At 37.6% G+C, this 19340-nt stretch carries 16 protein-coding genes; 4 read left to right on the forward strand and 12 right to left on the reverse strand.

Going from position 1 to position 19340, the window contains the following annotated elements:
- Positions 1–64: 64 nt before the first annotated feature.
- The 8 genes from PWU04_RS02525 to uvrC all read right to left on the reverse strand — a co-directional run bounded on the left by PWU04_RS02525 (position 65) and on the right by uvrC (position 11217).
- On the reverse strand, positions 65–1108 hold the full coding sequence (locus tag PWU04_RS02525; RefSeq protein ID WP_274474224.1) for a vWA domain-containing protein: 1044 nt from the start codon (positions 1106–1108) through the stop codon (positions 65–67).
- 25 nt (positions 1109–1133) lie between these two features.
- Positions 1134–2138: a vWA domain-containing protein gene (locus tag PWU04_RS02530; RefSeq protein WP_274474225.1), complete on the reverse strand. Its 1005-nt coding sequence runs from the start codon at positions 2136–2138 to the stop codon at positions 1134–1136.
- Positions 2138–3808: a BatD family protein gene (locus PWU04_RS02535; protein ID WP_406600936.1), complete on the reverse strand. Its 1671-nt coding sequence runs from the start codon at positions 3806–3808 to the stop codon at positions 2138–2140. Before PWU04_RS02535 ends, PWU04_RS02530 begins: the two co-directional genes overlap by 1 nt.
- 21 nt (positions 3809–3829) lie before the next feature.
- Positions 3830–4696 carry a DUF58 domain-containing protein gene (locus tag PWU04_RS02540; protein WP_274474227.1) on the reverse strand — a complete coding sequence of 289 codons (867 nt, stop codon included), beginning with the start codon at positions 4694–4696 and terminating at the stop codon, positions 3830–3832.
- Positions 4697–4769: 73 nt separating this feature from the next.
- Complete coding sequence (locus tag PWU04_RS02545; RefSeq protein ID WP_274474228.1) at positions 4770–5771, reverse strand: AAA family ATPase; 1002 nt, start codon at positions 5769–5771, stop codon at positions 4770–4772.
- Between the two features lie 160 nt (positions 5772–5931).
- A complete protein-coding gene (locus tag PWU04_RS02550; protein ID WP_274474229.1) occupies positions 5932–7014 on the reverse strand; it encodes a DUF4382 domain-containing protein in 1083 nt (360 codons plus the stop codon).
- A gap of 161 nt (positions 7015–7175) precedes the next feature.
- Positions 7176–9434 (reverse strand): patatin-like phospholipase family protein, encoded by a 2259-nt coding sequence (locus tag PWU04_RS02555; protein ID WP_274474230.1) that lies wholly within the window; start codon positions 9432–9434, stop codon positions 7176–7178.
- Positions 9424–11217, reverse strand: coding sequence for an excinuclease ABC subunit UvrC (uvrC, locus tag PWU04_RS02560; protein WP_274474231.1), 1794 nt, complete (start codon positions 11215–11217; stop codon positions 9424–9426). Before uvrC ends, PWU04_RS02555 begins: the two co-directional genes overlap by 11 nt.
- A gap of 119 nt (positions 11218–11336) precedes the next feature.
- On the opposite strand from uvrC, the gene PWU04_RS02565 reads away from it, so the two are divergent.
- From PWU04_RS02565 to PWU04_RS02580, 4 genes are read left to right on the forward strand one after another with little or no spacing between them, the layout of a single operon-like run.
- Complete coding sequence (locus PWU04_RS02565) at positions 11337–11762, forward strand: ATP-dependent zinc protease family protein (RefSeq protein ID WP_274474232.1); 426 nt, start codon at positions 11337–11339, stop codon at positions 11760–11762.
- Positions 11759–12640 carry a 30S ribosomal protein S6--L-glutamate ligase gene (rimK, locus tag PWU04_RS02570; RefSeq protein WP_274474233.1) on the forward strand — a complete coding sequence of 294 codons (882 nt, stop codon included), beginning with the start codon at positions 11759–11761 and terminating at the stop codon, positions 12638–12640. Before PWU04_RS02565 ends, rimK begins: the two co-directional genes overlap by 4 nt.
- On the forward strand, positions 12640–13686 hold the full coding sequence (locus PWU04_RS02575; protein ID WP_274474234.1) for a succinylglutamate desuccinylase/aspartoacylase family protein: 1047 nt from the start codon (positions 12640–12642) through the stop codon (positions 13684–13686). Before rimK ends, PWU04_RS02575 begins: the two co-directional genes overlap by 1 nt.
- Positions 13619–14182 (forward strand): 5-formyltetrahydrofolate cyclo-ligase, encoded by a 564-nt coding sequence (locus tag PWU04_RS02580; protein WP_274474235.1) that lies wholly within the window; start codon positions 13619–13621, stop codon positions 14180–14182. The genes PWU04_RS02575 and PWU04_RS02580 overlap by 68 nt, the downstream gene beginning before the upstream one ends.
- Here PWU04_RS02580 and PWU04_RS02585 read toward each other — a convergent pair.
- From PWU04_RS02585 to ileS, 4 genes are all read right to left on the reverse strand, one after another.
- Complete coding sequence (locus PWU04_RS02585) at positions 14179–14811, reverse strand: lipoprotein signal peptidase (protein ID WP_274474236.1); 633 nt, start codon at positions 14809–14811, stop codon at positions 14179–14181. The two genes, PWU04_RS02580 and PWU04_RS02585, sit on opposite strands and share 4 nt — an antisense overlap.
- Positions 14812–14841: 30 nt before the next feature.
- On the reverse strand, positions 14842–15399 hold the full coding sequence (locus PWU04_RS02590; RefSeq protein WP_274474237.1) for a hypothetical protein: 558 nt from the start codon (positions 15397–15399) through the stop codon (positions 14842–14844).
- A 124-nt stretch (positions 15400–15523) separates the two neighbouring features.
- Positions 15524–15910 (reverse strand): TraR/DksA family transcriptional regulator, encoded by a 387-nt coding sequence (locus PWU04_RS02595; protein ID WP_274474238.1) that lies wholly within the window; start codon positions 15908–15910, stop codon positions 15524–15526.
- Between the two features lie 2 nt (positions 15911–15912).
- On the reverse strand, positions 15913–19317 hold the full coding sequence (gene ileS / locus PWU04_RS02600; protein WP_274474239.1) for an isoleucine--tRNA ligase: 3405 nt from the start codon (positions 19315–19317) through the stop codon (positions 15913–15915).
- Positions 19318–19340: the final 23 nt, after the last annotated feature.

Here is a 19340-nt window from a genome sequence, read left to right on the forward strand (position 1 = left end):
TATAAAACTAATGGTTAAGTTTATTTTAATGTTTTCTTAAAGTTCTTACAATGATTGATTAACCTTAACTGTCTTCGTTAAATAAGTTTAACTTTTTAAGCCAGGCCGTTTTACGATCCAAAAGAAAAATATCCAAAAACAGCAAAGCAATTCCTAATGCCAGAAACCATTGGAATTGGTCTTTAAAATCGGCAAATTGTTTAGCCTCAAATTCTGTTTTGTCCATTTTGTTGAGAATTTCTTTGATCTCTTCTACCACCTTACTGGTATTACGTCCATTGATATAAACCCCATCGGCCTCATCGGCTATTTGTTTGAGAGTCTCTTCGTTCAAACGTGTTATTACAGTCTCTCCCTGTTTGTCTTTTTTATAATTAAGCACAACCCCATTTCTTTTAATTGGGATAGGCCCCCCTTTAACATCTCCGACACCAATTGTAAAAATGCGAATACCATCTTTTGCGGCTTCTTCCGCTACATCGGCTGCTACCTCACTGTGATCTTCACCATCTGAAATAATGACCAAAACCCGATTGGTTTGCTCATCATCATCGTAATAGGTTTTAGCCAATTCAATCGCTTCGTTGATAGCTGTTCCCTGTGATGACAACATATCGGTATTCATATTCTGAAGGAACATCTTTGCCGATGCATAATCTGTAGTAATAGGTAGCTGAGGAAAAGCTTTCCCTGCATAAGCAATAATCCCAATACGGTCGCTCGCTAAATTGTTGATGATTTGCGTTACCAGCTGCTTGGCTTTCTCCAAACGGTTGGGCGCAACATCCTCAGCCAACATACTTTTGGAAACATCTACCGCAAATACAATGTCAACCCCTTCACGCTTAACGGTCTCAACCTTAGTACCTATTTTAGGGTTTACCATAGCTATAGTTAAACTCGCTATTGCTAAACACCAAACAATAAGCTTTAAAATGGGTTTAAAGATCGACTTGTTAGGGCTTAACCGGTTCAGCAAATCTGAATTTGCAAATCGTTTTTGGGTACGGCGTTTCCAAAATTGAAGCACCAAAAAGATCAGGACAGCTAAAGGAATAACCGCCAGTGCCCAAAACCATACTTTCTGTTCCAATTGATAAAAATCCATCGTACTATTCTACTTTAGTTACTACTTATACGAAGCTTCTGAATACTGTGTTGCGCAGTAACAATTCCAAAATAAGCAACAGTCCAGCCAATAATACCAATGGTCTGAACTTTTCTTCGTAATTGTAGAATTTAAATTCTTCTATTTCTGTTTTCTCCAGCTTATTGATTTCATCGTAAACCTCCTCAAGCTTTTGGTTATCTGTAGCTCGGAAATACTTTCCGCCGGTAGCTTCTGCAATTTCCTTAAGAAGAGCTTCATCAATCTCCACTTGAACCCTCCCATATTGGAAGCTTCCGTTAGGCTTTAAAGCAACAGGAGATAACGCCATCCCATTTGTTCCCAAACCAATGGTGTAAGTTTTAATGCCAAATTCCACAGCTAACTCTGCTGCAATTTTAGGATCTATTTGTCCGGCATTGTTAACCCCATCCGTCAAGAGAATTATCACTTTACTTTTAGCCTTACTATCCTTAAGACGATTTACAGCCGTAGCTAATCCCATCCCAATTGCTGTTCCTCCCTCTATTACTGTATTGTATTTTACTTCATCAAGAGATCGCAACACAATAGCCTTATCACTTGTAATAGGGGTTTTAGTATAAGCTTCTCCTGCATATTCCACCAATCCGATACGGTCGTTTGGACGTCCTTTTATGAAATCGGCTGCCACTAACTTTAATGCCTCCAATCGGTTTGGTCTTAAATCACGTGCCAACATACTCGCCGACACATCTATAGCCATAACAATATCTATCCCTCTGGTTGTTTTTGTTTTTGTGGAAACATCTACAGTTCTGGGCCTTGCAATAGCAGTAATCAACAACGCAAGTGCGATTAACCTAAAAACAAATAAAGCATGTCTTAGCTTGGGCAACACACTATTAGTTACTTTAAATCCTTTTATGCTGGACATTTTTAGTTCTGCAGTCTGCTTATTATGCTTGAACCAATACCATACAACAGCACATGGTATTAGCAGCAACAACCAAAACAACTCTTTATTTACAAACTCAATGCCTTCTAACATTATTCTTCTCTTGTTTTAAGTTCAATAGAATTTAAAATTCGGTCTATAATCTTTTCTGCATAAGCATCATCCTTCTTACGATACATAGTAAGCTGCTGGAGCACATTCTCTCCTGCAAATTGAAGAATTATATATTCGCCTTCAACAAAATTATCGCTATTGGGTATAGGTAAACTTGCAGTACCATAAGTTTTAAGGCCATCTATACCATTGGTTGTTGAATATTTTTCCTGCATTACCATAAGATTACTAACCCCTTGAGCCTCCAATTCTCTGATGGCTGCTTCCGAAGCTTGCCTCAAGTCTATTGTAGGTTTATCCTTTTCTTCGGTTTGCTGCTGGTCTTTAGAAAAATCATAACGAGCGGTAGAAACCGTAACTCCAAAAAAGTCTAACATACTTCCGTAGGAAAAAGTAGTTGTTTTAACCTTATCCTTAAATTCTTCTGGAAGTGACATTTCCACACGCTTAAGAACTTTGGGTGTAGAAATTTTGATTGGAGGGATACCATATTCGCTAGTTACCCAATCGCCTTCCAAAAGCTCCTTGGTATCATGCCCCAAAATGGTGTCTTTAACATAACCTGCTCCGTATTTTATTGCAAAGCCTGTAAAAGTCATCAAAGCAATAAGCACAACAACCACTGAAGTGATGATAATCTTCTTTCGCTTATGTTTACGCTCTTGTTCTTCCTTATACGTTTTATCCTGTAACTTCTCTTCCTCTGTTGGTTCGGGCAACACTTCTCGAACGTGGTCAATTTCAGAATCGATAGTTTCCTTATCTAGTTTTGCCAACTCTAGATCCACTTCAGATTTTGCAAATTTCACCAAATCGGCACGCTTTAAAATAGCCTCAAGATTCCTTATGGTTTCAGTGCTCAGTTCTATTTTATGTCCTTCACGAAGCAAGTTTAAACGACCTATCAATTCTTCGGTTGTACTTTCCAAAGCGTGATCGTATACTTTTTCGTCAAGATAGGTTCGTATTGCCAGAGTTAGTTCTGAGTAGTAATTTTTAAGCTCAGAACGCTCTAAATACCCGCTTTCATCTAATTTTTTCAGCGCCAATTTAGCCCTGTCGTATGGAGGCAATAATGCTATTTCTTCTTCTTCGGTCAATGGCTTTTTACGCCACAAAAACCAGTAAAGCAGCCCACCAATAACCGAAAACACCAAAAGGGCAATCAATAAGTATTTCCACCAATTACCCATAGGCTTATCTACTGCTATCATCGGTTTGACATCGTACAACCCTTGCTTGGTGGTATCTATAGCAACTTCTCGAATTTCAACCTTAACAGGGTCTGTAAAAAGTTCTTTACTGCCTATTGTTATTTTTTGTCGTGGGATTGTATAATGGCCAGAATCGAATTGGGTTAATCCGTATCTCTTGATCAATTTATATCTGGCATCCTGTTTTGTTGTATCAATTTTAAAAGACTCAATCATCTCCAAAGGCATAAAGGTTTGCCCTTCTGGAAAAACCACGTAGTCTGTAGAATCTGTCTCTACCTCAACCCTATAAGTTATTTGTTGCCCAATTTTTACCGAAGTTGAATCGATTGAAGACTTTACTTCTTGAGCAAATAAGGACAGTGATGAAAACAGACAAAATACAACCAACGGCAAAACGTTGGGGCTTGTAAATGGTTTATGTGTTCTGTGCATTGTTTTCAATAGGTATCTCATTTATCCTCTGCGTTTAAAATACCCGAGTAATTTTTTCACATAGCTTTCGTCTACTCGGCAATTCATTTGTCCAGCTCCAGCTTTAGCAAAGCTATCTTTAAAATACTCTACTCTTTCGTTATAATATTTTGAATAGTTCTGTCTAACCTTTTTTGAAGACGTATTTACTAAGAGTAACTCTCCACTTTCTTCGTCTTCCATTTGTACCATTCCCAAATTGGGGATAGCCTCTTCGCTTTTATCATAAACCCGTATTCCGGTAACATCATGTCTTCCGGAAGCGATTTTTAAGGTTTGTTTATACTCATCCGTAATGAAATCTGAAAGTAAAAACACAATGGCTTTTTTCTTCATTACATTCGACAAAAACTTTAAAGCTTCACTAATATTAGTCTTTTTACTTTTAGGCTCAAACTCGATGAGCTCCCTAATAATACGAAGGACATGCGAGCGTCCTTTTTTTGGAGGAATATAAAGCTCTATAGCATCGGAAAACAATATCAGCCCAATCTTATCATTATTTTGGGTTGCCGAGAACGCTAAGGTTGCAGCAATTTCTGTAACGATTTCATTTTTAAACTGGTTGGTAGTTCCAAACCATTCCGAACCAGAAACGTCTACCATTAACATCATGGTAAGTTCACGCTCTTCTTCAAACACCTTAACATAAGGTTCGTTATAGCGAGCTGTAACGTTCCAATCGATATTGCGTACATCGTCCCCAAATTGGTACTGACGCACTTCAGAAAAAGTCATTCCTCTGCCTTTAAAAGTAGAGTGGTACTCTCCTCCAAAAATGTGATCAGACAATCTGCGTGTCTTTATCTCTATTTTCCGTACTTTCTTGAGTAGTTCTTTAGTATCCATGGGTGAATTTACGATTCGAGCTTTGAGGTTTTACAGTTACTTTAACCGTAGCACTTTAATCTAAATCTGTAATCTATGGTACTTCAATCTCGTTTACAATGCTATTGATAATATCTACCGAAGTGATGTTTTCAGCTTCTGCTTCATAAGTAATTCCAATTCTGTGACGCAATACATCGTGCACCACAGCACGAACATCCTCTGGGATTACATACCCACGACGTTTAATGAAAGCATAACATTTTGCAGCAGCAGCCAAATTGATACTTCCCCTTGGAGATGCTCCAAATGAAATTAAAGGCTTTAAACTTGATAGGTTATATTTTTCTGGGTATCGGGTAGCGAAGATGATATCAAGAATATATTTCTCAATTTTCTCATCCATATATACTTCCCTAACCGCTTTTTGAGCATTAAGGATTTGTTCTAGAGAAACCACCGAATTTACTTTCTCAAAGCTTCCCTTAAGGTTTGCTCTAATAATTAACTGTTCTTCGTCTTGTTTAGGGTAATCGATAACAGTTTTAAGCATAAAACGGTCTACCTGGGCTTCTGGTAATGGATAGGTCCCTTCCTGTTCTACCGGGTTTTGAGTTGCCATTACCAAGAACGGCTTATCCAAAATGAACGTCTCATCCCCAATCGTGACTTGCTTTTCTTGCATGGCTTCCAGTAATGCAGACTGCACTTTAGCTGGGGCCCTGTTAATCTCATCGGCCAACACGAAGTTTGCGAAGATTGGTCCTTTTTTTATCGAGAAATCGTTTTCTTTTATGTTGTAAATAAGCGTACCAATAACATCGGCTGGTAATAGATCTGGAGTAAACTGAATACGGCTAAAACTACCATCTACAGCTTGAGACAGAGTATTAATAGCCAAGGTTTTTGCTAATCCAGGCACTCCTTCCAGCAGAATGTGACCTTGGCCCAACAATCCTATCAACAAACGTTCAATCATGTACTTTTGTCCAACAATTACTTTGTTCATCTCCATGGTAAGAAGATCGACAAACGCACTTTCCTTTTCTATTTTTTCGTTTATACTCTTGATGTCAACAGTACTTAAATCTTCCATATGTTTGAATGTTTTTTATGACTCCGAATATAGTTAGCATAATTAAGCATTGCAAATTGTTAATTTTTTTTCTGAGGCGCTGTTAACGATTGGTTAAAAAGCAAAGCGCGGCACCTTTAGGCACCGCGCTTTAACAATTGTTTTTATGTAGTCGTTAAAATTATTCTAACGTAATGGTTCCTAAATCAGTAACCATTCCTTCTGTAACTTCTACATCTATAATTTCTGTATCAGTCAGCCCAGACTCTTCTGCCGGGGCTAAGGTTACAGTATAAATTCCTACAGGAAGATTTTCTAACAAAAAGGCACCAGCCTCATCGGTATTCATAGCAATAATTTCCCCATCTACTTCAACTGAAGCTGTAACAACTACACCTTCATTTGTAATGATTCCACCAATTGAACCCGTAGCTGGGATAAGTTGAAGTTCAATAGTTCCTAAATCTACAATTTCTCCATTAACAACGGTAACATTTTCTACAACCGTTTCAGCATAACCTGATTCTGAATCTGGAGTGATTACCACATTATATGTTCCAGCAGGCACACCATTAAGTACGAATACACCATTTTCATTAGCATAAGCAGAGATAATTTGTCCATCAACCTCAATAGAGGCCATCACCTGAAAATCAAACGGAGTTACAGCTCCTTGAACCTGTCCTGAAGACACTTCGGTACTTACATTAATAACCGGCTTCAAAATATATTGACCTGAGTTACCAGCTTCAACAATAGATTGGTCTACATCAAAATCCAAAAGAAAATTATAAGTAAAACCATCCTCTAAAGTTTCATTAACTTGAAGTTTTAATCCAGACTGTTGAGCACTTGGAGTAGATAAAGGATGGGTTTCTCCATCAACTACAATCTCGTTTCCTTCCTCTCCTAAAACTAAACGGATTTGATTTAATGTTCCCGCTGGCACTTCGTACCCATCAACCAATAGGACATCCATACCACCTGTTAGCTCCAATAAATCATAAACACCTGTATTGATCGCCTCCAGACTCTGCCATCCTGATTCTCCTTCACTTTCATCATTTACTTTCACCATAACGTCTTGTACATTTACAAAAACATTGTCGTAATCACCTGGCTCATCGACCAATCTAAAGCTAAGTTCTGCAGAACCTTGCTCCACAGGATTGCTGGAATTACTCCCAGAATCGTCATTACAGTTAAAAAGGCTAAGTGACAACATGGCAAGAAATGCTAATCTCACTTGTTTTAAATACTTCATAAATTTGGGTTTTTAAGTTATACTTATTAGTAAGTACGAACAAACTTATCTTTTAGATGTTTACAAGTTGGAAATTTTCCATATCTCATTTTCAAAATGAACATAAAAAGACGCTGAAGATAGGTATAGTAAAGCTCCTGCCTGACGATTTTCATTTACAACTAAAACCAGAAACCAAGGTTAAAAAACAATATACTATCCTTAATTTCCGGAGACCAAGAGTACTTTACCTCAATTGGGCCCAAAAACGTTTCCAGACCATAACCAATTGCATAACCCGAAAAATCTGGACTGGTAAACCACTCGCCATCTTTAAAAATATCGTTTGCCACATTAGCATAATTTGCTGAAAGATTAACATGGTTGTTTTTATAGAATTCGAAATCAGCAGTTATGATTCCTTTCACAAAACTATCCCCTGTTATAGTTAAAAAATCATAACCATAGAATGAAATGAAGTTATTGATAAAATTGTTTCCATAACCACCTAACACAAAGTCAAGATATGGATTAGGGTTTTCCCCCACTTTAAAACCGCCCTGAGTAGTAAGATTGATTGACAATCTATTAGTTAGACTATGGGAATAGCCGATGTCTGCTTTAGCTATTGAAAACTCGGAAAAGTTATTGTTGTAATCGGAAGAATACACATAAAGATGAAAGTCACCATCAAAGTAAAACCCTTTGGACGGAAAATATTTATTATTATATGTATCAAGCTTTAAAGAGCCAAACAAGCTTAAATACACACTATTCTCGAAAGTACGACGTTGCTCTCCATCTAGATTAGTTAAGGTCTCAGATTCTATATTCAAATACTTATGTTCAGCACCCATGCTCAAAGCAAAATCCCTTCTAAACAGCGTTTGGACATAAAACTGATTTGTAAAATCCTTAAGCTCTACATCTATTTTATTTAATCCAAGAGCACCATTGTCCTCCGGGACTAATGCTTCAACCGGTACATTTCTGTGAAATTGGTTAAACCTTGATCGAGCTCCTAAACTCCAGTAAAATCCCTTATCTATAAAATACTCAAAATTGTAACGAATATTGTCCCCTAAAACAATATCCAAAGAGGCGACATCATTATCAAAAAGCAAGTGTTTTTTTGTGAGGTTAATTAGCGCCGCACTCTTGTAAAGGTCGTCGTAATGCACCCCTAATCTAAGAAACGTTTCCACAGAACTTTCTTTAAGATGAGTTATCAAATCATAACCTTCCATCCCTTTAGATGGTTTAAATTCATAGATAAAACTATCAAAGTTATTGGTAGCCACTAAGTTATTCACCCCTTTTCTGAAATCGTCATAACTGATTTTCTTGTTCGATTTCAATTTGAGTTTCCCCATTATATATGCCCTAGTGTATCTGTCCATTCCATAAATGGAAACACCATTGATAATTAAACTATCTGTTGGTTTAATTTGAGGTTTTACTCTCGGCTCATAGGTCTTCATTGCCAAAACGGTTTTTAATTCCTCTATTTTTCCTAAAGCAGCTTCCTCTCCCTTATCTATAATCTGCCTTCCTTGGCTAAAGGATAACACCCCATATTCCTTGATGCTTGGCTTAATGTAAACATCTGTTTTAAGAGCTTTATCCTTCATATGATTAATGGTGCGGTAATTACTTATCTGCTGAAGGATATCGGTTGCAGAAATCAGCTCCTTACGGGTAGCCAATGTATCCTGAACATCTACCCCTATGATTACGTTCATTCCTCTATCTCTTAGTTCATCAACTGGGTAATTATTTACCACTCCTCCATCAATCAAAATTTTATCGTTAAGTATCATGGGCTGAAAAACCGACGGCAACGAACCACTCGCCATAACCGCTTGAGGCAAGCTCCCTTTCTCCATGACAACAGGTTTACCAGATTCTATGTTGGTTGCAATACAGAAAAACGGAATAGGTAAATCTTCAAAATCATTTATATCACATACATGAAGCATTAAACGCGACAACATATTGAAAGTATTTTGACCTCTGGATAAAGCTGAAGGCAAGCTCACTTTAAACTTATCGAATGGTAAAGTAAGTGCGTATTTCTCAGAGTTTTCGCGTTCGTAAAATGTTTTTGATGCTCTTGGAATATGGTCTGCGATCATATCGTCATAATCAACTGAATTAAAAATAGAATCAAGCTGTTTCCCTGTATACCCCGAAGCATACAGTGAACCAACAATAGCGCCCATACTTGTTCCTGCAATATAGTCTACTTGGAGCCCCAGACTGTCCAACACTTTTAAAGTTCCTATATGAGCCATCCCTTTGGCTCCGCCCCCACTTAACACCAAACCTATCTTGATGTCTTGATCCTCCTTAATACCACCACCAAGGTCCTGGCCCTGAAGATTAAAAGCCAGCAAAAATGCTAAAAATAGAACAAAAAAGCTTAGTGGTTTAATTCTCATGATAATAGCTATAAATTTTTTCGGCTCTCGATTTCCCAATAACAACCTCCAACTCATCGAGCTTCGCCTTGGAAACCCTTGATGCCGACTTAAAGGCTTTTAACAAATCGACAACCGTTTTCTCACCAATTCCCGGAATTGTTTCCAGTTCGGTATTTAATGCACTTTTACTTCTGCGGTTACGATGGTGTTCAATCCCAAAACGATGGGCTTCATTTCTTAGTTGCTGAATTACCTTAAGTGTTTCACTTTTTTTGTCTAAATATAACGGAATGGGATCGCCTGGATAAAAAAGCTCTTCCAACCGTTTAGCAATACCTATGATTGCAATCTTCCCTCTTAAACCCAATTGCTCAAGACTTTTTAAAGCTGATGATAATTGCCCTTTACCTCCATCGATAATAATAAGCTGAGGCAGATCCTCTCCTTCATCCATCAATCTTTTATAACGGCGGTATACTACTTCCTCCATAGAAGCAAAATCGTTAGGCCCTTCTACCGTTTTAATGTTAAAATGCCTGTAATCCTTTTTGCTCGGTTTACCGTTTTTAAACACTACACAAGCAGCTACGGGATTGGTCCCTTGAATATTCGAATTATCAAAACATTCAATATGTCTAGGTTCAACACCCAATCGTAAATCAACTTTCATTTGAGCCATAATTCTATTGGCGTGCTTATCGGGATCAGTCATTTTTATTTGCTTGAACCTCTCCATTCTGTAATATTTGGCATTACGTATAGATAAATCAACAATATGTTTTTTATCCCCTAGTTGTGGGACACTAACTTTTACACCTTCACCAAGATCAACATTAAATGGTACATATATCTCTTTGGATTGTGAATGGAAACGTTGGCGAATTTCGGTAATAGCTAATTCCAGCAATTCCTTATCAGACTCATCAAGCTTTTTCTTAATTTCCATAGTATGTGAACGGATGATCGATCCATAGGACAATTGAAGGAAATTAATATACCCATAGGTTTCATCGCTCACAATACTGAACACATCTACATTGTTAATTTTAGGGTTTACGATGGTAGACTTGGCCTGGTAGTTTTCCAACACATCTACTTTTTCCTTAATCTTTTGCGCTTCTTCAAACTGCAAATCATCAGCATATTGCCTCATCTGCTCTTTAAATCTCACTAGAGAATCCTTAAAATTACCTTTTAAAATCTCTCTTATGGATTTAATACTTGCATTGTATTCCTCTTCAGTTTCCAGTCCTTCACAGGGGCCTTTACAATTCCCCAAATGATACTCCAAGCATACTTTGTACTTCCCAGCCTCAACCTTATGCTCTGTTAAATCGTAATTACAGGTACGCAATGGATATACCCCTCGGATTAACTCCAATAAAGTAGATACTGTTTTACCACTGGTATATGGGCCATAATATTCACTACCATCCTTAATTACGCGACGAGTAGAAAACACCCTAGGAAAGCGTTCTTTTTTTAAGCAAATCCAGGGGTAGGATTTATCATCTTTTAACAGCACATTATATCGAGGACGATGCTTTTTTATCAGGTTATTTTCCAATAGCAACGCATCGGTTTCTGTATCAACTACAATATGTTTAACCTCCACAATCTTTTTAACCAAAACTCTGGTTTTTCCACTGTCGTGGGTTTTGGTAAAATAAGAACTTACTCTTTTCTTTAAGTTTTTCGCTTTTCCTACATAAAGTATCTGCCCTTTAGCATCGAAATACTGGTACACTCCAGGCGATTCGGGCAAAGTCTTCAACTGTATGTCTAGAGGTGTTTCGCTCATATTTTCAAAGGTAAGATATCAAAATCTGAGAATGTGGAAATTCTTATTAAAAATACTTTAAAATTTGATTTGTTTTCTGGAACTTTATACTACATTGCGCCACTTTTTTTGAAACCAAAATGACAAAGAAAACCATTGGCAGGATTGATCGCGTGGACTTCCCGATGCTCAACCTGAACGACATAGATGTAAAAATAGATACAGGAGCCTACACTTCTTCCATTCACTGTAGCAAAGTAATAGAAAAAGACAATACTTTGATTTGCAGTTTTGAGAGCGAAGGACACCCTAACTTTAAAACAGACGACTTTATTTTTACCGAATACTCTAAAACTGTTGTTAAAAGTAGTAACGGACAAATTGAAGACAGATTTAAAATAAAATCAGAGGTCATCTTTTTTGGAAAAACTTATAAGATTAACTTAACTTTAAGCACTCGGGACGACATGAAATTCCCCGTACTAATTGGCCGACGATTCCTAAAAAGCAAATTTTTGGTGGATGTCGATTTAGAAAATGTTTCGTACAACTCAAAGCAATCATGAACATAGCAATTTTATCGCGCAACACTAATCTATACTCAACCAACAGACTCATTGAAGAGGCCGAAAGGCGTAACCATAAAGTAGAGGTTATAGATCCTTTGAAGTGCGATCTTATTATAGAAAAGCAAAAGCCTACAATTTTTTACAAAAACCGTCATCTAGATTACATAGACGCCATTATTCCCAGAATTGGAGCTTCAGTAACTTTTTATGGCTGTGCCGTGGTGAGACAATTTGAAATGATGGGTGTGTTTACCATTGTAACTTCTGATGCGATTTTGCATTCAAGAGATAAATTAAAAAGTTTACAACGTCTTTCCAAAGCAGGATTGGGTATGCCTAAAACCGTATTCACCAACTACTCTAGAGATGTTGAGGAAGTTATCGATCATGTAGGGGGGACACCGGTAATTATTAAGCTTTTGGAAGGCACCCAGGGACTTGGTGTGGTATTAGCCGAAACCAAAAATGCTGCCGAGTCTGTATTGGAAGCCTTCAACGGATTACAAGCAAGAGTAATTGTTCAAGAATACATAAAAGAAGCCAAGGGAGCTGATTTAAGGGCTTTCATTATTGACAACAAAGTTGTCGGTGCCATGAAACGGCAAGGCAAAGAAGGCGAATTCCGCTCCAACCTTCACAGAGGGGGCTCTGCTCAATACTATAAATTAAACGACGAAGAAATTCATGCCGCATTAAATGCTGCTAAAGCTTTGAAACTTCCCGTTTGTGGGGTGGATATGTTGCAATCGGCAAGAGGCCCGCTAATTCTGGAAGTAAACTCTACTCCTGGATTGGAAGGCATCGAGGCTGCAACCGAAAAAAATATCGCCAAGCACATCATCACCTATATCGAGCGCAACAGAAACAACAAATAATGGCCAAACATGACCAGACAATGGAAATTCTGGGACACCTCATTCCTTTGGGAACCAGTAAAGAGGTGGAATTTGACGTTGCTAAACTACACACTACATCATCAGTAGATGTACCTGTATTTATTGAACGCGCCAAAAAACCTGGTCCAACAGTACTATTTACAGCCGGCATTCATGGCGATGAAGTAAATGGTGTTGAAATTGTTAGACAAATAATAGCTAAGGGAATCAACAAACCCAAAAAGGGAACAATTATTTGTATTCCAGTAATAAACGTTTTCGGGTTTATTACATTAAGCAGAGACTTCCCTGATGGAAGGGATTTAAACAGGGTTTTCCCTGGTAAAGAAAATGGGTCTTTGGCTAGCCGAGTAGCCTACAAGCTTATTAACGAAGTTATTCCTGAAGTTGACCTTATAGTCGATTTCCATACTGGAGGAGCTGGTCGTTTTAATGCGCCACAGATACGTATTGTGAAAAACGACCCAAACCTTGACAGTCTCGCTCACGCTTTTGGAGCCCCCTTTGTCCTGTACACCAAGAATATCAATAAGTCATTTAGAAATACTTGTTTTAAACTAGGTAAACCAATTTTATTATTTGAAGGTGGAAAATCATTCCATATCGACTCTAGCGTTACCAACACAGGAGTTAATGGTGCTAAACGTATTTTAAAGCATTTAGGCATGTTGTCTTCAAGATTTAAGGCATCAATCCCTAAAAAACAATCGGTTTATATTAGAGAAAGCAGATGGCAACGAGCTAATTTCTCTGGGATGTTTAAACCTTCGGCTATAATAAGCTCTAAGGTTAAAAAAGGCGAAATTATTGGAAACATTACTGATCCCTATGGAAAGTTCAATCACTTTGTAAAGGCAGAGTATTCCGGTTATATTATCAATGTAAATGAATCGCCAATTGTATATCAAGGTGATGCTTTATTTCATATTACGACAAAACTGAAAGCCCTTTTAAGCCATGACAAAAACGGAACTTCGAATCAAGTACAAGAAAAAACGCAAAAGCTTAACTCAGGAACAAATTGATGATTTAAGCATTGAAATAGCCAACCAACTGCTTAAATTAAACATTTGGAATGCTTCCTTTTTCCATATTTATCTATCTATTTCTGAGCAACATGAAGTAAACACTGAATACATTCTGAATGTTTTGGCGGGTAAGGACAAAAATATCGTGCTTTCAAAAAGTGATTTTACAACCATGACCATGCAGCATATTTTACTTACAGACAGCACTTTAATAAAAAAGAACACATACAATATCCCTGAACCAGTAGACGGCGTTCCTATTCCCAACGAAATTATCGATGTTGTATTCGTTCCTCTTTTAGCTTTTGATGAATTTGGTCATCGAGTTGGATACGGAAAAGGGTTTTACGATAGATTTTTATCGCAATGCAAAGCTGAAGCTATCAAAATTGGATTATCGTTTTTCGAGGCAGAAACCAAAATTAAAGATGCTTATGAGGGCGATATTACATTGGATTATTGTGTTACTCCAAATAAAGTTTATAATTTTTAGTTGGTTGGTGAGTTTTTAGCAAAAGCTTTTTTATTGAAAACAATCAATAAACCAAAACCTACGCTAATAGCCACATCTGCTACATTAAAAACAGGCTGGAAAAACGTGAAGTATTTTCCTCCCCACACAGGCAACCATTCAGGCAAATAGCCTTTCCATATTGGAAAATAAAGCATATCCACAACACGACCATGCAAAACAGAATCGTAACCACCTCCTTCTGGCAGAAAGCTAGCTACCTGACCAAAACTATCACTGAATACAACACCATAAAAAACAGAATCAATAATATTTCCCATAGCGCCTGCAAAAATAAGGGCAATCGCAGTTATCAAAATTGTACTGCCTTTTTTCTTAACAGAATCGTATAACCAATAACCAATACCGACTATTGCAACCAAACGAAAAACCGTTAAGAACACCTTTGCCACACGGTCTGAGATAAAAGGCAACAAATCGCTTAATTTAGTCCCCCATGCCATCCCATCGTTCTCTACAAAATAGATTTTAAACCAATTGAAAATGGTTACATCTTCACCTATTACAAAGTTGGTCTTGATGTAAACCTTACTGATTTGATCTAACAGAATAATCAGCAGGATAATAAGTGAGGCTTTCTTTAAGGTCATTAATTCATGTGTTTAGGCAAAAATAGAATATTATTCGATTTTTAAAACTGTGATATTACCATCTATAGAATTTAACACGAATTTTGAAGAACCTTTTTTCAACAGTCCCAGCTCTACAACCCCTGTTTTGGTTGATGCTTCTATCTGACCTAGCTTCGTCTTAATCAACATATTTGCCCTAATTGTATTGGCTAATAACTCTCCTTCAAAGTCATCAACTTCCAAATAGCCATTTATCAATTCAACCATACATGAGTTGTAAACTCCACTAAGAGTGACATGGGAGATATCACTTATCAGATAAATTGAAAGGGATTCTGGCAATACAATTTCCATTACAATAGCTGTAACTTTATGTGCGGCCAACTTATCGTCTGGCATAGTAAACATGGGCTGAAACTGGCAGTTCAAACTTATCTTTTCAGACTCCCTAACCACATTTAAAACAATGTTTTCATTGTACTCACCCTCAACATAAGCCTTAACAGCTATTTCATTTATATCGGCTGTAGAAACGCTAATTTCAGAAACGGCATTGGCATTAATATCTATTTGTTCAAGTCCGTAAGCATCCAATTTCTTTTCCATATGTTTTTGTGCAAAAACATTACAGACAGAAAACAACGAAACCACCATAAAGAATAGCTTCAACAAATAAACAAAAACGCCCCTACTACTTGTAGAGGCGTAATTTTTATTATTTAGAAACAAATTACTTTTGTAAATTTTTAGCTTCAATACTTAATGTAGCATGGGGCACTAACTTTAAACGCTCCTTACTTATAAGTTTACCAGTAACCCGGCAAATACCATAAGTTTTGTTCTCAATTCGGATTAAAGCATTCTTTAAATCACGAATAAACTTCTCCTGACGGATAGCCAATTGCGAGTTCGCTTCTTTACTCATTGTTTCGCTACCTTCCTCGAACGCCTTAAACGTTGGTGATGTGTCATCTGTACCGTTATTAAGATCATTCATGTAAGCACTTTTAATAAGCTCTAAATCATGCTTTGCTTTTTCAATCTTATCTTTGATAAGCATTTTGAATTCCGCCAAATCCGCATCAGAATACCTGTTGTTTGTTTCTACTGTTGCCATAACTAATGTTTTTTAATGTACAGCTTAGTATTGATGTCATCGAAAACAATATCGATACCGCTGTCAAGTTGATCCATTATTTCAAGATCGGCGGTCAGTGTTTCTGCTTTTATGTATTCTAAATTAGAATCAACAGCCTTTACGACTTGATCGTCTTTTTGGAGTTTAATATCTATTCTATCGGTTACCTCAAATCCTGAGTCTTTCCTTAAGTTTTGTATCCTGTTAACAAGCTCTCTTGCTATTCCTTCTCTTCTTAAATCATCTGTGATCGTAATATCGAGAGCAACTGTTAAAGCTCCTTCATTGGCCACTAACCAGCCTTCTATATCCTGCGATGTAATCTCTACATCCTCTAGTTCTAAAGTAATATATTTTCCGCTAATTTCAACGTCTAAGGCTCCATTTTGTTCGATTTTTTTGATATCGGTTGCGGTAAAATTCCTTATTTCATTGGCAATCAATTTCATGTCCTTACCAAATCTAGGCCCTAAAGTTTTGAAATTTGGCTTAATTTGTTTAACAAGAATGTCTGATGCGTCTTCCAAAAGTTCAATTTCCTTCACGTTTACCTCGTGTTTGATTAAATCTGACACAGCAACGATTTCCTCTTTTTGAGTAGTGTTGTCTATAGGAATCATAATCTTTTGTAATGGCTGACGTACTTTAATCTTCTCTTTAGCTCTTAACGATAACACCAAAGAAGATATTTTCTGTGCACGTTCCATTTTACGCTCCAAAGCCTTGTCTATAAATGCTTCATTATACTTTGGAAACTCGGCCAAATGTACACTCTCAAAGTTTTCTTTTTGTGCTACAGATGTTAAGTCTCTGTAAAGCTTATCCATAAAGAATGGAGCAATTGGCGCGCCAAGTTTCGCTATTGTTAACATACAGGTATACAACGTTTGGTACGCCGAAATCTTATCCTTTTGGTAATCACCTTTCCAGAAACGTCTTCTGCTTAAACGAACATACCAGTTACTTAAATACTCCTGGGTAAACTCAGATATATCTCTTGCCGCTCTAGTTGGCTCGTAATTGGCAAAATATTCATCAACCTTTTTTATCAAGGTATTTAATTCTGAAAGAATCCAACGATCCAATTCAGGACGTTCTTCCATCGGGATTTCAGCTTCCGAATAATTGAAATTATCCAAATTGGTATAAAGAGCAAAGAACGAATAGGTATTGTAAAGAGTTCCAAAGAACTTACGTTTCACTTCATCTATTCCCTCAACGTCAAACTTAAGGTTATCCCATGGGTTTGCGTTACTGATCATGTACCAACGTGTCGCATCAGGACCATAAGTAGCCAAGGTATCAAAAGGATCTGTGGCATTACCCAAACGTTTAGACATTTTCTGCCCGTTTTTATCCAATACCAATCCGTTGGAAACAACATTTTTATACGCTACAGAATCGAATACCATAGTTCCGATAGCATGCAAAGTGTAGAACCATCCACGAGTTTGATCTACTCCTTCTGCTATAAAATCGGCTGGGAAACTCTTCCCTTCATCAATCAGTTCTTTATTTTCAAACGGATAGTGCCACTGTGCATAAGGCATACTTCCCGAATCGAACCACACATCTATTAAGTCACTTTCACGCTTCATAGGCTTTCCAGACGGCGACACTAGAGTAATGCCATCAACCACATTCTTGTGCAAGTCGATTTTATCGTAGTTATCCTCACTCATGTTACCCACTTCAAAATCAGCAAAAATATCGGCTTGCATTACACCAGCATCAACAGCTTTTTGCATTTCTGTCTTAAGCTCTTCAACCGATCCTATACAAATTACTTCACTACCATCTTCTGTTCTCCAGATAGGCAGTGGGATTCCCCAATATCTTGATCGAGATAGGTTCCAGTCGTTGGCATTTGCCAACCAGTTGCCAAAGCGTCCTTCACCTGTAGCTTTAGGCTTCCAGTTAATGGTTTGGTTCAATTCGTGCATACGCTCCTTAACATCGGTAACCTTGATAAACCAAGAATCCAATGGGTAGTAAAGGATTGGCTTATCAGTTCTCCAACAGTTAGGGTAACTGTGCTTGTATTTTTCAACCTTAAATGCTTTATTTTCTTCTTTTAGTTGGATAGCCAATTCAACATCAACAGATTTCTCTGGAGCTTCACCATCGTTATAATACTCTTTCTTTACATATTTACCAGCGTACTCACCCATTTCTGAACGAAAACGCCCTTGTAAATCTACTAGAGGAACAAGATTTCCATTCTCATCTTTCACCAACATTGGCGGCACTTCTGGTGTAGCTTGTTTGGCTACCAAGGCATCGTCTGCACCAAAAGTAGGCGCTGTGTGAACAATACCGGTACCATCTTCGGTAGTTACGAAATCCCCAGAAATTACTCTAAAGGCATTTTCAGGATTTTCAAACGGTTGTGCAAATGGTAACAACTGTTCATAACGGATACCAACTAAATCCGCTCCTTTAAATTCATTAGCAACTAAAAAAGGGATTTTTTTATCCCCTTGTGAGTATGCCTCTAACTCAGAACGGTCTTCAGCTTTTATGAATTTACCAGAAAACTGACTTCCCACTAAGTTTTTGGCCAAAACAACTTTTATTGGCTCAAACGTATATTGGTTAAAACTTTCAACCAAAACGTAGTTGATTTTTGGACCAACAGTCAATGCCGTGTTACTAGGTAAAGTCCAAGGTGTAGTTGTCCAAGCCAAGAAATGGATATCCCCAAGGTTTTGAAGAAACTCCGGTAATGTTTCTCTAACAGCTTTAAACTGTGCCACCACAGTAGTATCGGTTACATCTTGATACGTCCCTGGTTGGTTTAACTCGTGGGAACTTAAACCAGTTCCCGCTTTTGGAGAGTATGGCTGAATGGTGTAACCTTTATATAACAAATCCTTATCGTAAATCTTCTTAAGCAACCACCAAACACTTTCCATGTATTTAGGCTCGTAGGTGATGTATGGGTCTTCCATATCTACCCAGTATCCCATCTTCTCCGTTAGGTTATTCCATACATCAGTATAACGCATTACTGCCTTTTTACAAGCTTCGTTATACTCCTCTACGGTAATGGTTTTACCAATATCTTCTTTGGTAATACCCAATTCCTTTTCTACACCTAACTCTACCGGCAGACCATGAGTATCCCATCCTGCTTTACGCTTAACCTGATACCCTTTTTGGGTTTTATAGCGACAGAAAATATCTTTAATGGCACGTGCCATTACGTGGTGAATCCCAGGTAATCCATTAGCTGAAGGTGGCCCTTCAAAAAACACAAACGGTTCGTTGCCCTCACGGGTAGAAACACTTTTTTCGAAGATATTATTCTCTTGCCAATAGTTTAGAATTTCTTCGGCCACTACTGGTAGGTTAAGTCCTTTGTATTCAGGAAATCGCATACTCATAATATTAGTCGTTCCAATAAGTT

It is taken from the genome of Mangrovimonas aestuarii, assembly GCF_028767185.1.
Lineage (GTDB): Bacteria > Bacteroidota > Bacteroidia > Flavobacteriales > Flavobacteriaceae > Mangrovimonas_B > Mangrovimonas_B aestuarii.

What these genes read in the sequence shown, in the direction of transcription:
- PWU04_RS02530 (WP_274474225.1), bottom strand. Translation starts at nt 2,138, where the DNA reads ATGTTAGAAGGCATTGAGTTTGTAAATAAAGAGTTGTTTTGGTTGTTG.
- PWU04_RS02575 (WP_274474234.1), top strand. Translation starts at nt 12,640, where the DNA reads ATGGCCAAACATGACCAGACAATGGAAATTCTGGGACACCTCATTCCT.
- rimK (WP_274474233.1), top strand. Translation starts at nt 11,759, where the DNA reads ATGAACATAGCAATTTTATCGCGCAACACTAATCTATACTCAACCAAC.
- ileS (WP_274474239.1), bottom strand. Translation starts at nt 19,317, where the DNA reads ATGAGTATGCGATTTCCTGAATACAAAGGACTTAACCTACCAGTAGTG.
- PWU04_RS02565 (WP_274474232.1), top strand. Translation starts at nt 11,337, where the DNA reads ATGACAAAGAAAACCATTGGCAGGATTGATCGCGTGGACTTCCCGATG.
- PWU04_RS02525 (WP_274474224.1), bottom strand. Translation starts at nt 1,108, where the DNA reads ATGGATTTTTATCAATTGGAACAGAAAGTATGGTTTTGGGCACTGGCG.
- PWU04_RS02580 (WP_274474235.1), top strand. Translation starts at nt 13,619, where the DNA reads ATGACAAAAACGGAACTTCGAATCAAGTACAAGAAAAAACGCAAAAGC.
- PWU04_RS02590 (WP_274474237.1), bottom strand. Translation starts at nt 15,399, where the DNA reads ATGGAAAAGAAATTGGATGCTTACGGACTTGAACAAATAGATATTAAT.
- PWU04_RS02555 (WP_274474230.1), bottom strand. Translation starts at nt 9,434, where the DNA reads ATGAGAATTAAACCACTAAGCTTTTTTGTTCTATTTTTAGCATTTTTG.
- PWU04_RS02535 (WP_406600936.1), bottom strand. Translation starts at nt 3,808, where the DNA reads ATGCACAGAACACATAAACCATTTACAAGCCCCAACGTTTTGCCGTTG.
- PWU04_RS02545 (WP_274474228.1), bottom strand. Translation starts at nt 5,771, where the DNA reads ATGGAAGATTTAAGTACTGTTGACATCAAGAGTATAAACGAAAAAATA.
- PWU04_RS02550 (WP_274474229.1), bottom strand. Translation starts at nt 7,014, where the DNA reads ATGAAGTATTTAAAACAAGTGAGATTAGCATTTCTTGCCATGTTGTCA.
- PWU04_RS02595 (WP_274474238.1), bottom strand. Translation starts at nt 15,910, where the DNA reads ATGGCAACAGTAGAAACAAACAACAGGTATTCTGATGCGGATTTGGCG.
- uvrC (WP_274474231.1), bottom strand. Translation starts at nt 11,217, where the DNA reads ATGAGCGAAACACCTCTAGACATACAGTTGAAGACTTTGCCCGAATCG.
- PWU04_RS02585 (WP_274474236.1), bottom strand. Translation starts at nt 14,811, where the DNA reads ATGACCTTAAAGAAAGCCTCACTTATTATCCTGCTGATTATTCTGTTA.
- PWU04_RS02540 (WP_274474227.1), bottom strand. Translation starts at nt 4,696, where the DNA reads ATGGATACTAAAGAACTACTCAAGAAAGTACGGAAAATAGAGATAAAG.